Genomic DNA, 13943 nt, shown 5'->3' on the forward strand with positions numbered 1-13943 from the left:
AAGCAACTTTATGAAAGTACAAAAAGGGGAGAAATATTGTTATTATGCAAAAAATGAAATGGAAGAACTATTTATGTTATTTTGTTATTCTTATTCTTATACTTCTTGGAACAGCAGTAACGGTCAAACCATCTATCTCAAAAGCTGAGGAATCGGATGTTAATATTACACTGTTAGGTACTGCAGATATTCATGGTAGATTTATGCCTTGGGATTATGCGCTTGATGGTGCAAATACGAGTGGAAGTTTAACGCAACTCTATACGGTTATAAAGAAGGTACGTCAAGAAAATCCAAATACCATATTAGTAGATGCTGGGGATACAATTCAAGGAAACTCAGTAGAGTTATTCAATGATCAGCCACAATCGCCAATGATGGTAGCGATGAACGCAATGGGATATGATGCTCTTTTTTATGTATAGAAAATCTTGTCTACTTTTAGTCTATCACCCTACGCACAATTATAGTAACGTGAATAGTCCGAAACAAATCTGTTCCGGACTGGGGGTTCAATATTTTATCCACTTTATTCAACTTTTTTGTATTTGTAGTATGAATTCTCTGATTTTTTAAGTGAGAAAACTGGATTACGTTAATTAATAGATACTCCACCAGAGACATTCAGTTTTGTTGGTGCAGGCGTATCTCCACCATTAAATGAAGAGTGTTGTGATACATTTAAACTAATCATGCTACATGCTAATGTACTTACTATTATCGTACTGAATAACAATTTTTTTATTTTTTTCATTACTTTAACGCTCCTTTTCTTAAATGTTTCTTATCAGCATTATTGCTAATATAGAAATACTTACTCGCTTTAACATGATTATTTGCTTCGTAAAATTGCAGTGCTAAAATCTCTGCATATTCTTTAACACAATCCCACATTTCCTCTTTTTCAAAATAAGAAATGGCATCAGTAACTACTTTTTCGAGTTTTATTCTAGGCAGTTCTGTGATTAGTTCATTTAAAACTGCAAAGCGGTGTATATATTCTTCATTTCCTGACTCGTTTGAATATTTCATTCCTTGCTCGATATATGCTCTTGCTGTTTCAACGCCTTCTAACTTATAATATGCTCTTGCTAAGACAAATAATGCTTTAAAATGGTTCGGTATGGTATTTATAATTTCAGAACTCTGTCTAATCGCCAATGGATATAAATCTTGAATATTATATAACCAGCCTAAATTGGATCGTACTCGTAATAATAATTGTTCTTCATCATACTTCTTAAAAACATCAATAACCATATTGAGACATTCTTCCGCTCTTTCAAATTCTCTTAGATCTATACAAGCCAGTCCATATACATTGTCGCACAAAGCAATATTAATTTTATAGCCTACATGATTCAAGTATATTTCTTTGGCTTTTACTGCATGTTGAATTGCTTCAAAGGGTTGATAAGATTGATAACAGTATGTTGAAAATCTATACTCAAACTCAGCTTTTTCTATTTCGTCAGGTATATCTTTTAAAAGTCCTTCTGCCTTTTCATAGTGTGTTTTTGCCTCAGTATAATTTGCTATAATTGTAGAGTGGATTGCCTTAAAGAAATAATAATAGTAAGCTAAAAATGAAAATTCATCTTTAATATTTGGTAGTTTTTCTATTTGATTAAAAGAATCTCTTGTAATATTCATTCCATCTACCAAAACTTTATATCTAAAATTCAGTAGGGAATAATAGAATGATACATATTGGTCTGTTTCTATTTCTTTTAAACTTTCTTTTACTTTTAGATATGTTTGTTTTGCTTCTACTACATGATATAAACGAATTTCTTCATACCATTCATGTAATAATTCCATCAATTGTTTATTACTTTTTTCTTGAACAGTCATAATATCCCCCATTTCTCTGTAAAGGCTTATTCTGATATTAACAGAAATTCGATAAATTAAATTTAACCACGATTTTTTTCATTAATATACAGAATATTCTGAACTTATAAGTTGTCCATGCTTTTATATTTGAAAAAGTATAGGTAAGATAGGATAAGTTTCGTTAATGTATTTTTTGATTTTTTTACGGCTTTCTATTAAATACTTCTTATGAGAGGGAGCGTAGGTTTATAATTCCGCTAAGTAATTATCATAATGAGAGGTATACAGATGTATCAAACGAAACTTCTACTTTATAAAAAAGATGAAGTTGAATTCAAAATTAAAAAAGTGAATTACAATAATAGAATTAGTGGGAAAAGGATTACATAGTGTCCATATACGAATGATTAATACATATGAAAAAATGAAATACGTGATTATAGAATCGTAAAAAAGAACTAAAAAATATATTAGTTCTTTTTTTCTACCCTTTTTCCTTTTGGTTGTTTTTTTGTACAGACAGTCTTTATGTAAAACAAGACAGGGTTTAAAAACCATTAAAGAAAAGAACATTCGAGATTACATAGTGACTTGCATAAGGCTGAAAAAGCAGTATTTCCATGTTGTTCAATTCTTTTCAAAATGAATGAGTTTCTTTTATTGAAAAAGCAACATTTGTAGCATGATTAGAATTGAACTGTGCTTCAAATTAACTTGTACAATATAGCTTTTCTCTTTACTGCAAATATTTATCATAGTCAACTGAAAGTAAGCCTACTCGGCTTAAATTGGTATTAGATGTTGGGTTTAAATGGATATTAGAATTATTCAATTAAATTACAAATTCCGGTCTCGATAATGAAATAAACACTATCTCAAATTTCTTAGAAATGGGTTTTGTTTTCGTTCATTCTGAATATCTGTGACATCACCATGCCCACTTAAAACCAGAGTTTTTTCAGGGAGACTAAATAGTTTTTGTTGGATTGTTTTCATTAATAGATTGTGATCTGCTCCGCTTATATCCGTTCTGCCAATACCACCTTTAAAAAGTACATCTCCTGAGATAAGAATATTTTCATTTTTGATATAGTAAGATACGCTCCCAGGTGAGTGCCCAGGGGTAAACAATACATTGAACGAAAAGGAACCAATATGAATTTCCTCTTCTGTTTCAATCAGATAATCTGCAGGATTTGCTGTTGTTTTCTTTCTACCAGGTAGAGCAGAACGATTTAATTCTGCATCTGAAAGCCAATCCCGTTCTGCCTGATGAAGATACACGGGATATCCCACTTTGTTCTTACTTCATCTACTGCCCCAATATGATCAAAATGAGCATGAGTTAAAAGAATAGCTTTGGGAATTAAATCATTTGTTTGTATGTATTGATTAATATTTTCCGGTTCACCACCAGGATCAAAGATGACGCAAGTTTTGTCGGCATTAGATAAAATATATGCATTTGCTTTGATTGGTCCTACAGGGATTCGTATCCATTCCATGCTGTACACTTCCTTTGCGTTAATGTTACTGAAATACTTATACAATTCATTAAGTGCATTCCAATTAGAAATAGCATTATTCTATCTTAAACTACAAGTAACCTTTGATACAATATCCTTGTAAAGGATGAAGGGGAAAGGAAGATAGATGCTACTTTTAGATAGTTTAAGGACCCATCAGGACGAAGTAGATTTGAATCTTTTAACTTTCCAAATCATTGTATAAGACAAAAAAATCTGTTATACATTTACAAGTGGAATCCTACACAGAAGCAGGATTTTTTATTTGGATTTTGTTTGAGCCCGTTAATATGTTCATTTTTAAGCGTTTATTGCATTTAAAATTGAAACTTTATCATTTTAGCCAAGAAGACTCCTTCCTCAAGGAGCGTGAAGGGTCACAGTCCAGTGAGTAGGTGGGAGATGAATTGGCTTCGAACAAGGGATGGCAGGAAGCCATCTTAATTGTTCGACATACAGAAAGTGTTACTTCACTATCTATCGAATGTACGTTCGGTGTATAATAGTTATATACCGAAATGGAGGTGAATGAAATGATGATCAATAAAGCCTATAAGTTTCGTATCTATCCAAATCAAGCACAAGCAATTCTAATCAACAAAACGATTGGTTGTTCCCGCTTTGTATTCAATCATTTCCTATCCTTATGGGATCACGCATGCAAAGAGACAGGAAAAGGCTTGACCTATGGTACATGCTCTGCCAAACTCCCTGCCATGAAGAAAGAGTTTGTTTGGCTAAAAGAAGTGGATAGTATTGCGATTCAGTCGTCTGTTCGCAACCTTGCCGATGCTTATACTCGCTTTTTTAAAAAACAAAACAGCGCACCGCGCTTTAAATCTAAGAAGAATAACGTACAATCTTACACCACAAAACAAACAAATGAAAACATTGCCGTTGTAGGGAACAAAATAAAGTTGCCGAAACTAGGCCTTGTTCGATTTGCCAAAAGCCGTGAAGTAAAGGGACGTATTGTAAATGCGACTGTTAGACGAAACCCTTCTGGCAGATATTTTGTGTCACTATTAGTTGAAACAGAAGTACAAGAACTTCCGAAAACACATTCTTACATTGGAATAGATGTAGGACTAAAAGATTTCGCTATTTTGTCAGATGGTAAACCCTATAAAAATCCGAAGTTTTTCCGATTATTAGAAGATAAGTTGGCGAAAGCACAGCGTGTTCTTTCTAGAAGAATGAAAGGATCTTCTCGCTGGAATAAACAACGAGTAAAGGTAGCTAGAATTCATGAATACATATCAAATGCTAGGAAAGATTACTTGCACAAAATCTCAACTGAAATCATCAAAAACCACGATGTTATCGGTATAGAGGATTTGCAAGTATCGAATATGTTAAAGAATCATAAGTTAGCAAAAGCAATTAGTGAGGTATCATGGTCACAATTTCGAACCATGTTGGAATATAAAGCAAAATGGTATGGCAAACAAGTCATTGTCGTATCGAAAAAATTTCCTTCCAGCCAATTATGTTCTTGTTGTGGATATCAAAATAAAGACGTTAAAAATCTAAACCTACGTGAATGGGACTGTCCTTCTTGTCGTACACACCATGATAGGGATATTAACGCAAGTATCAATATAAAGAATGAAGCGATAAGGCTTCTAACCGCAAGGACTGCGGGGTTAGCCTAATCAATTAGAGTTCGATAGAACTCTTTACTTAGGAATCCCTCACTTCTAAACGAAGTGAAAGTGGGGGTAGTTCAATTGTTGTAAATAATACATAATTTTGTTTTACCGTTTTGATTAAAATACGATCCGTTGTTCCATATGCAGTGCCAATACGGATTGCACTAGTATCTTCAACACCCGCATATGTAGCATCTTCAGTAACCTCAATTACATCACGTAATGGAATCGTAATCTTTGCCAATTGCCATGAAATTATTAACTCTTCTTTTGTTTTTTTTACATTAATACCTAGCATTATACCAAGACCTTTCTATAATAGAATGCTACACTTCTAATCTTATTATATAAATTTTGGATTATTTTTCCATATATAGAAATAGACTTGGTTTCTACGTGTTAGCATCTTTAGTGTGTCAAACAAATAGGAGGATATGCTGTTTTTCTGTTAAGAAATATGTTAAGAACAAAAGTTCACTTCAAATTAATATGAATTTGATATGGTTGTAGTATTATAAACGAGAAATATTAAGAGTGGCAGGAAGGAAATGAATAATGAGAATTAAATTAGTAGGGATTTTTACTTGTATGATTGTGATACTTGGTATCTTTATCGTTTATACTAATCAATCTATTGGTAAAGAACCAAAAAAAACAAACTATGAAACTCGTGAAAACTCCATAAATAAAGAGAAAAATGGTACTTCAAATAACATAGCAAGTTCTTTTGCTAGTTTACAGGCTGTAGTTAATAAGGAATATGGATTGCCCGAAGACTATAAACCGGAGGATTTAGTTGTACCAAATGTACCATTCTCATTCAGTGGGACGTTAGAAAAGAGTTACCTTCGTAAAGAGGCAGCAGAAGCACTAGAAAAGTTATTTGATTTAGCAAAAAAAGAAGGAATCCAGTTAAATGCTGTTTCGGGGTTTCGCTCCTATGATTATCAAAAAAACCTGTATGCAAACAACGTGAAAAGAAAAGGACAAGAGCATACGGATCGCTTCTCGGCAAAACCTGGGCATAGTGAACATCAAACAGGATTAACGATGGATGTTTCTTCTAAAAGTGCAAATAATGAACTAGAGCTAACCTTTGCGAATACGAAAGAAGGAAAATGGCTGAAAGAAAATGCGCATCGTGCAGGATTTATCATCCGTTATCCAAAAGGTAAAGAGAGTATTACTGGATATGCTTATGAACCGTGGCATATTCGCTATGTAGGGGATATTGCTGAAAGTATATATAAGAAAAAATTGACTTTAGAAGAATATATGAATCTGTGAAAATAGAATTAAATTGGCTAGCGATAGCAGTAAGATTGTAAAAGATAGGGGTATAAAATAAGGTAGTTTATAATGCTTTTAAAGGGTATGCCATGGAATTGTAAACGAGACTACTATTTTAGAGATGAAAGATGGCGAGTAATATCTTTACAGTAATGTGAGATGTAGGATCTTGCGTCAGGTGCAGAATGATAAGTATTAGGTTAATATATGATGGAAATCAGAGAGCAACGAAAAAGAATATAAATATTACGTATTCGGTTTTTTACTAAATAATAGGGCATCATTCTAATTAGAATGATGCCCTATTATTTTTGCATAATCTATTGAATTACTTTTTCAATTTTAGGCATTACAGCAATTGGTGGTAAAGATTTGGTCCATGCAGCAGCATAAACATTTAACTGTTCACCTATAGTGTAATTTTCACCATCTGAAATAGGAACCCTTAAAATCTTATTTTGATTTACTAACTCCCACCAATCATTTTGGTAAGTGAGAGCTTCATCTTTTGTAGATGTAGAAGCAACCACTAAATAATTGTTTTCTACTGAAATGACATATCCAGTAAAAGGATCTTGTTCTTGTTTATGAATAGAATAAATAGGTGTAGTGCTTACAGACGCCTTATTAGAATCTGCAAATGCCGGTGTTAATCCGAAAGTAAATCCACATCCTAATGTTAAAGCTGTTACGGTTGTTACTAATTTTTGTTTTTTTGTAAACATAATACATATCCCCCTTATATTTTATCCCTACACTTGCCATTTTCTAGTTCTATCATATAAAACCTTTTAATATTAAAAGGTTTAACAGTTCTGCCACATATAATCCATTAATGTTAAAATTATCTATTAATGGAAGTGGATTCGTGTTATAATTCACTAGGTGAACTATTATTATTACATTCATCCCCTGATGAATGTAGACCCTTCCTTAATTGTAAATATGTTCGATTTTATTGGTGAAGAGGGAGGAAACCCCTCTTCTTCTTTCGTCTTTCGTAAATGTACACCGAAAAAACGAAGTTTGATTGTCAAACTTCGTTTTTGTTAATATAGGACATAGGACATGAATGGTTTCGATTCCTTTCAAGGTGTGTGAAGTATAGAGAAGACTTTGAAATTCTGCAAATCTGGAATAACGCCGTTTGATATGTTTATGCCCCTGTGTAGTGAGATTATTCAAATGCTTGATTGTGCAATGAGTGGTATGCTTTTAAAACATTGCCCTTTCAATATTATTGGACACGTTAAGTAAAGCGGGAACCTTGTCTGTTGTAATCACCGTTGCTTTTTCTCACATTTTTCTAGATTGTAACTAGGGTTAGGAAACTTTGCAAATAAAATCAGTTATCATATTTCATACCTCTTAAATACAATTCATATTTATGTTCAAATAAATTTATTGATTGAAACTTTGTTTTTGCCGATATGTAAATATCGATAGTAATGCCCTTGACTTCCCAACGTTTCCAAGCATTACGTGAACAGATTGCTACTGTCTCACCTAAGTATTTTAAGTGATAAATTGGTCTTCCGTTTATTTTCCTCTCTTGGAACATGATACATATTCCCCCTAATTTGTATTAGGCAACATAAAACGTCACCTGGGTGTTTTTGTCTAAATCCCTAAAAAGGAAGGATTACTTTTATTTATTAAAAAGTTATACACTATGTCGAAAAGTATGGTTTATAGCATAATTACAAATCTGGATTTTTTCATTTTTAAAATACAACTTATCACTATTTGAAATATATGAATTGAAATGTTTATGCTTTAGTATATGGGGTTTCACCTATCTGGCTGATAATGTTTCTATTTGAATCTATATTCTTTTTACATACTTATCACACACCTTTTTAAGAGTATTTTAGTTTCTACGTACCAGAACAAATGTAAGTGGCATTATATATTACAGATAGGAAATATATAATTAAATAAAGGCTATTATTTCAAAAAGAATCCATAGCCACACACTTAGAGATAGAGCCTATTTATATATTTACCAACATTGTGTAACTAGTATAGGAACTTATATATACGAGTGTCAATGAAATGAATCTTACATTTTTGTAAGGTAACTATGTTAATAATATAGTAAGTAATTATTATATAAGATGAATAATTACGCACTTATAATAAATCTAAGAGTTGATAAGAATCTTTTATATTCTATGAAACGAAAGGGTTCCTTGAATTAAATTAAAGAGGAATATGTAGTGTTATTTTTAAATTATTTATTATAAAATCAGGTGCTATTAGTGATTCATAAGATATAAAGTTTATTTTGATTAAACTCGTATGTATGGGTGAATATAATAGATATTAAAGTTGGGTATATATTAAATTTTTGAAAAGAATGTTACATGTCTTGGATAAGTAATGAAATGCGTTATTTATAAGCTAATCAAATCTATAAAGCGGTTTGTACTGAATTCATTTTTTAAAATAACCAAAATAGAGATTTATAAAAATTTTAGAATAAATAATAAATTGTAATTAAATTAGTTGTGAATAAGAACGTATTATAGGATTAGGTTTTTTTATGCGAATAGTTACACAAGAAGAAATGAGGAGTAAAGAATACCTATAATTTTTTGTGCTTCTTTTTAAACAACAATTTTAAATATAAATTTAAAATTGTTGTTTAAATCGTTATCTTGTGTTTTAATAATATTGATAATAGATATCAATAAGAGAGATGAAAATTAGCGAAACAGGTGCTGCTAGTTAATGTCATAAAGATTTATAAATTTCTACATTATATTGTTATGAAACTATCTCTAATATTGAAATTTAAAAATAATATGTTTATAGAAGGAGTGGCTGTTTGTATGAAAAAAGCAAAAGGAATAGCTAAAAGTGTTGCGGTAGCTTCCGTTATTATGTCAGGAACATTTGGCTTACAAACAACATCTGCATTGGCAGATTCTAAGGGAACTGTAGAAAATCTTCAAAATGGTGGGAAGGTCTATAATAGTTTTAAAACTACTTATGACATGAAGCAGAATATCAAAAATTCAATAAAGGTTTCCTTTATTGAGGATCCGTACGCAGATAAAAAGATTGCAATTGTTACTACGGATGGTAGTAATATAGATGCTAAATATACAATTAATGGCGGATACTATAATGGCGGATTAAAATGGCCATCAGCGTATCATACGGAAGCAGAAATAACAAGTGATGATAGTGCTCAATTTCATAAAGCTGCCCCAGTTAATACAATGACTTCAGCAAAGGTTAGTTCTGAAGTAGGGTATACACTTGGTGGAAGTGTTAAAGTTGGGGTAAATGATAAAGGACCAAATGCTGAAGCGAGTATTACAGGTAGTTATGCTTGGAAAGAAAGTGTATCTTACGATCAAGCAGATTATAAAACAGTATTAGAGACTCAGACAGATAAAAAATTAAATTGGAAAGTAGGATTCCAATCATTTAATTTCCCGGAGTGGGGAATTTATAATCGTGATTCATTCAATACTTTCTATGGTAACCAACTATTCATGAAATCACGTAGTTATAATGAAGGAACCAATAATTTTGTTTCAAAAGATACAGTACCAGCTTTAACAGGATATGGTTTTTCTCCAAACGTAGTAGCGGTTATTACTGCTGATAAAACAGAAGCTACATCAGATTTAAAAATAACAAATCGTAGAATTTCAGATCAGTACAATATTGAATGGGTAAGTTCAAAATGGTGGGGAACAAACAACAAGGATACATATAATGAGTTCTTTACAAACCACTATAAATTAGACTGGAACAAACATCAAGTTACTCTTGATAATCAAAAAGCCCTTGAAGAGCAAAAGAATGGTATCAATAGTGTAAATGAAAAACTTAACAAAGGAAAAGGTAAATTATCTTTTTCAATGAATGGAAATCAACTCAAAGCTACATCTAGCAATGCTGGATATGGTATCAGTTATGCAGATAAAAATTGGGGTATCTTTGTAAATGGTGAAAAAGTCTATACGTTTAATGAAAAAACAACTGTAGGTAATATCTCAAATGATATTAACAAGTTAAACATTAAAGGACCTTATATTGAGGTTAAACAAATCTAATCAATAAATGAAATACAATTGATGGATGATTATTTTATCAAGACATGAGTAATGTGGCATTTTTAAACTAAAATTATGCAATGAAGGGATCAGATCTTATTCGTAAAATAGATAAGATTTGATCCTTATTTTTTTTCATTCGCACACGAGATTAAGCTGAAAATAGACATTTGTCACCAAATCTTTCACTAATTTAGATAGTAGAATGAAGTAATTGGGTGCTATTCATTTTATCATTTAGCCAAGAAGACTCCTTACTCAAGGAACGTGAAGGGCCACAGCCCGGTGAGTAGGTGAGAGATGAATTGGCTTCGAATAAGGAAGAGCAGGAAGCCATATTACTTGTTCGACATACATAAAATGTTGCCAGACAATTTGTCAGTATTATTTCACTATCTATCTAATAGATGCCTGTCTGTTTGTCGTATGGATTCTAAATGGATACTTTTTTGATGAAGTAGGAGAAAAATATGTTCAGAAGATGTTGTGTTTTTAAAATATTGGTTGTGTAATGAATTGCTCAAAGTGATTAAGAATTCATCGATTGTTAAATTATCATTTTAAACATATAATTAAATTTAATTAAAAAGATAATCAATTCAAAGTCCTTATTGAACTTTTGAAATGAGCTATATACTAGTTGAGGTGTGGGGAATGGGAAAATCAAGAGAGCGGACGATGGAAAATATTTTAAAGGCTGCTAAGAAGAAATTTGGAGAACGTGGCTATGAAGGTACGAGCATTCAGGAAATTGCAAAAGAAGCGAAAGTGAATGTTGCTATGGCTTCTTACTATTTTAATGGGAAAGAAAACCTATATTATGAGGTATTTAAGAAATATGGTCTTGTTAAAGAGTTACCCAATTTTCTTGAGAAGAATCAGTTAAATCCTATCAATGCCCTAAGAGAATATTTAACAGTCTTTACTACACATATAAAAGAGAATCCTGAAATTGGAACATTGGCATATGAGGAGATTATTAAGGAAAGTTCCAGATTAGAAAAGATTAAACCTTATTTAATTGGTAGTTTTGAACAGTTAAAAGAAATATTACAGGAGGGTGAAAAACAAGAGGTTTTTCATTTCTTCTCTATAAATCATACGATACATTGGATCACTTCTATTGTTTTATTTCCAAAGTTTAAGAAGTTCATTGATTCTTTAGGGACGGATGAAACAAATGATAAAAATCATGAATGGATGCCAGAAGACTTAGTGGATAGGGTTATTTTCGCATTAACCAATAAACCTAGCATTTGACAATCCAAAATCTAAAAGGACCAGCAGTGAGATTCTTGTTACCAAAAAATGAGGAAGACGGAAGAAAAAGGGGTAGTTGATGTTAGACAGGTAGTAATGTATGGGGAGTATACTAGGTTATGTAATCTTAATAAAAAATGTTTTAAAAGTGTTCCGAGGTTATTGAGGAGTGCTTTTTGGATGAAGTTAATACAGTAAATTTTTTAATATTAGAAGGAATTAAAAAGAGAAGACTTTAGGCAGAGCTCTTAAATACGCCTATTAAAGTTAGCGTAAAAAGCAATAAAATAACCTTTGGAACAAGGGAGTTAGCTCGGCTGTCTTAGGACGAGTTAGCTATTAAAAGTAATGATTAACCGAGAAGCCCCCAGTTAGGACGTTAAGTGGCCAGTAGTTCACATACAGCTAGAACAAAGGGGAGAGAAAGCATATTTGAGTTTTCATGGTCTTTTTTGAAGTATAAAATAGTATTGGATTGTTCTAGAAAGTATGGCTATGAATATTATGTAAATCATCATAGATGGTTAAGCAACGGGATAGACCCACCATCAAAACAGGTGTATCGATTAAAGAAGTTATTAAAACTACCAATATTATTTGGGCAAATTACTCAGAAAATAGTTGATTCAATGGTAGAGGAATACTTAACAAGTAGGTACAGCAGGGATGAGAATGAATTAATTGAGAAAGGAAGGCTTATGTTACGTAACGCCTTCATCATTTTCCAATATAATATACCTCTCTCAAAAAATGTGAAGGTGTGAAACTCCAATTTTATGTGGGAGATGAAAGTGGAGTGTAATCTATGTTATTGAACTCCCCCCACTTTCACTTCGTTTAGAAGTGAGGGATTCCTAAGTAAAGAGTTCTATCGAACTCTAATCGATTAGGCTAACCCCGCAGTCCTTGCGGTTAGAAGCCTTATTGCTTCATTCTTTATATTGATACTTGCGTTAATATCCCTATCATGGTGTGTACGACAAAAAGGACAGTCCCATTTACGTAGGTTTAGATTTTTAACGTCTTTGTTTTGATATCCACAACAAGAACATAATTGGCTGGAAGCAAATGTTTTCGATACGACAATGACTTGTTTGCCATACCATTTTGCTTTATATTCCAACATGGTTCGAAACTGTGACCAAGATACTTCACTAATTGCTTTTGCTAACTTACGATTTTTTAACATATTTGATACTTGCAAATCCTCTATACCGATAACATCGTGGCTTTTGATTATTTCAGTTGAGATTTTGTCTAAGTAATCTTTTCTAGCATTTGATATGTATTCATGAATTCTAGCTACTTTTACTCGTTGTTTATTCCAACGAGAAGATCCTTTCATTCTTCTAGAAAGAACACGCTGTGCTTTCGCCAACTTATCTTCTAATAATCGGAAAAACTTCGGATTTTCATAGGGTGTTCCATCTGACAAAATGGCGAAATCTTTTAGTCCTACATCTATCCCAATGTAAGAATGTGTTTTCGGAAGTTCTTGTACTTCTGTTTCAACTAATAGTGACACAAAATATCTACCAGAAGGGTTCCGTCTAACTGTAGCATTTACAATACGTCCCGTTATTTCACGACTTTTGGCAAATCGAACAAGACCTAGTTTCGGTAATTTTATTTTGTTTCCTACAACGGCAATGTTTTCATTTGTTTGTTTTGTGGTATAAGATTGTACGTTATTCTTCTTGGATTTGAAACGCGGGGCACTATTTTGTTTTTTGAAAAAGCGTGTATACGCATCCGCAAGGTTGCGAACAGACGACTGAATCGCAATACTATTCACTTCTTTGAGCCAAACAAACTCTTTCTTCATGGCAGGAAGTTTGGCAGAGCATGTACCATATGTTAAACCTTTTCCAGTTTCTTTATATGCGTGATCCCATAGGGATAGGAAATGATTGAATACAAAGCGAGAACAACCTATCGTTTTATTAATTAGAATTGCTTGTGCTTGATTTGGATAGATACGAAACTTAAAGGCTTTATTAATTATCATTTGATTCGCCTCCATTTCGGTATATAACTATTATACACCAAACATATATTCGATGGATAGTGAAGTAACACTTTATGTATGTTGAACAATTGAGATGGCTTCCTGCCATCCCTTGTTCGAAGCCAATTCATCTCCCACCTACTCACTTCGCGTTCCTTGAGGAAGGAGTCTTCTTGGCTAAAATGATAAAATATAAGAAATCTTAATTGCGAAAACAGTTAATGGTATTCGATTTGTGTTCAATTGCATCCTTATTATATGGAACAATATGTACTAAGGAATAGGGGAAGGACTCACC

The 13943-nt window shown here is 32.3% G+C and carries 10 protein-coding genes and 3 pseudogenes; 5 read left to right on the forward strand and 8 right to left on the reverse strand.

Features of this window, described 5'->3' with window-relative positions:
* Window positions 1-44: 44 nt before the first annotated feature.
* A pseudogene (locus QCI44_RS29165) lies at window positions 45-410 on the forward strand (hypothetical protein); the annotation flags it as partial.
* Between the two features lie 185 nt (window positions 411-595).
* On the opposite strand, the gene QCI44_RS29170 reads toward QCI44_RS29165, so the two are convergent.
* The 3 genes and pseudogenes from QCI44_RS29170 to QCI44_RS29180 all read right to left on the reverse strand — a co-directional run bounded on the left by QCI44_RS29170 (window position 596) and on the right by QCI44_RS29180 (window position 3341).
* Complete coding sequence (locus QCI44_RS29170) at window positions 596-754, reverse strand: Phr family secreted Rap phosphatase inhibitor (RefSeq protein WP_016135871.1); 159 nt, start codon at window positions 752-754, stop codon at window positions 596-598.
* Window positions 754-1854 carry a response regulator aspartate phosphatase gene (locus QCI44_RS29175; protein ID WP_016135872.1) on the reverse strand — a complete coding sequence of 367 codons (1101 nt, stop codon included), beginning with the start codon at window positions 1852-1854 and terminating at the stop codon, window positions 754-756. Before QCI44_RS29175 ends, QCI44_RS29170 begins: the two co-directional genes overlap by 1 nt.
* An 852-nt stretch (window positions 1855-2706) precedes the next feature.
* A pseudogene (locus QCI44_RS29180) lies at window positions 2707-3341 on the reverse strand (MBL fold metallo-hydrolase).
* A 554-nt stretch (window positions 3342-3895) separates the two neighbouring features.
* Between QCI44_RS29180 and tnpB (QCI44_RS29185) the strand changes: the two are divergent.
* Entirely contained in the window at window positions 3896-5017 is a 1122-nt protein-coding gene (tnpB, locus tag QCI44_RS29185; RefSeq protein ID WP_353811605.1) for an IS200/IS605 family element RNA-guided endonuclease TnpB, read from the forward strand.
* Between the two features lie 28 nt (window positions 5018-5045).
* On the opposite strand, the gene QCI44_RS29190 is transcribed toward tnpB (QCI44_RS29185), so the two are convergent.
* The gene (locus tag QCI44_RS29190) at window positions 5046-5312 is read right to left on the reverse strand and encodes a SunI/YnzG family protein (RefSeq protein ID WP_088083698.1); all 267 of its coding nucleotides are present in this window, start codon (window positions 5310-5312) and stop codon (window positions 5046-5048) included.
* A gap of 257 nt (window positions 5313-5569) precedes the next feature.
* Here QCI44_RS29190 and QCI44_RS29195 point away from each other — a divergent pair, with 257 nt between their 5' ends.
* Complete coding sequence (locus QCI44_RS29195) at window positions 5570-6301, forward strand: M15 family metallopeptidase (RefSeq protein ID WP_098412747.1); 732 nt, start codon at window positions 5570-5572, stop codon at window positions 6299-6301.
* 323 nt (window positions 6302-6624) lie between these two features.
* Here the strand turns inward: QCI44_RS29195 and QCI44_RS29200 are convergent, their stop codons facing one another.
* The 3 genes and pseudogenes from QCI44_RS29200 to QCI44_RS29205 all read right to left on the reverse strand — a co-directional run bounded on the left by QCI44_RS29200 (window position 6625) and on the right by QCI44_RS29205 (window position 7865).
* Window positions 6625-7029 carry a DUF3221 domain-containing protein gene (locus QCI44_RS29200; protein ID WP_353811606.1) on the reverse strand — a complete coding sequence of 135 codons (405 nt, stop codon included), beginning with the start codon at window positions 7027-7029 and terminating at the stop codon, window positions 6625-6627.
* Window positions 7030-7237: 208 nt separating this feature from the next.
* Window positions 7238-7591, reverse strand: a pseudogene (locus QCI44_RS30690) (DDE-type integrase/transposase/recombinase); the annotation flags it as partial.
* 58 nt (window positions 7592-7649) lie between these two features.
* Window positions 7650-7865, reverse strand: a complete 216-nt coding sequence (locus tag QCI44_RS29205; RefSeq protein ID WP_098986851.1) for a hypothetical protein — start codon at window positions 7863-7865, stop codon at window positions 7650-7652.
* Between the two features lie 1273 nt (window positions 7866-9138).
* Here QCI44_RS29205 and hlyII point away from each other — a divergent pair.
* Both hlyII and hlyIIR read left to right on the forward strand, forming a co-directional pair.
* The gene (hlyII, locus tag QCI44_RS29210) at window positions 9139-10377 is read left to right on the forward strand and encodes a hemolysin II HlyII (protein WP_353811607.1); all 1239 of its coding nucleotides are present in this window, start codon (window positions 9139-9141) and stop codon (window positions 10375-10377) included.
* A 654-nt stretch (window positions 10378-11031) separates the two neighbouring features.
* Window positions 11032-11637 carry a hemolysin II regulator HlyIIR gene (gene hlyIIR, locus QCI44_RS29215; protein WP_098986860.1) on the forward strand — a complete coding sequence of 202 codons (606 nt, stop codon included), beginning with the start codon at window positions 11032-11034 and terminating at the stop codon, window positions 11635-11637.
* An 886-nt stretch (window positions 11638-12523) separates the two neighbouring features.
* Here the strand turns inward: hlyIIR and tnpB (QCI44_RS29220) are convergent.
* Window positions 12524-13645 carry an IS200/IS605 family element RNA-guided endonuclease TnpB gene (gene tnpB, locus QCI44_RS29220; protein ID WP_353811608.1) on the reverse strand — a complete coding sequence of 374 codons (1122 nt, stop codon included), beginning with the start codon at window positions 13643-13645 and terminating at the stop codon, window positions 12524-12526.
* Between the last annotated feature and the right edge of the window lie 298 nt (window positions 13646-13943).

The sequence above is a fragment of the Bacillus cereus group sp. RP37 genome (assembly GCF_040459695.1).
Classification (GTDB): domain Bacteria; phylum Bacillota; class Bacilli; order Bacillales; family Bacillaceae_G; genus Bacillus_A.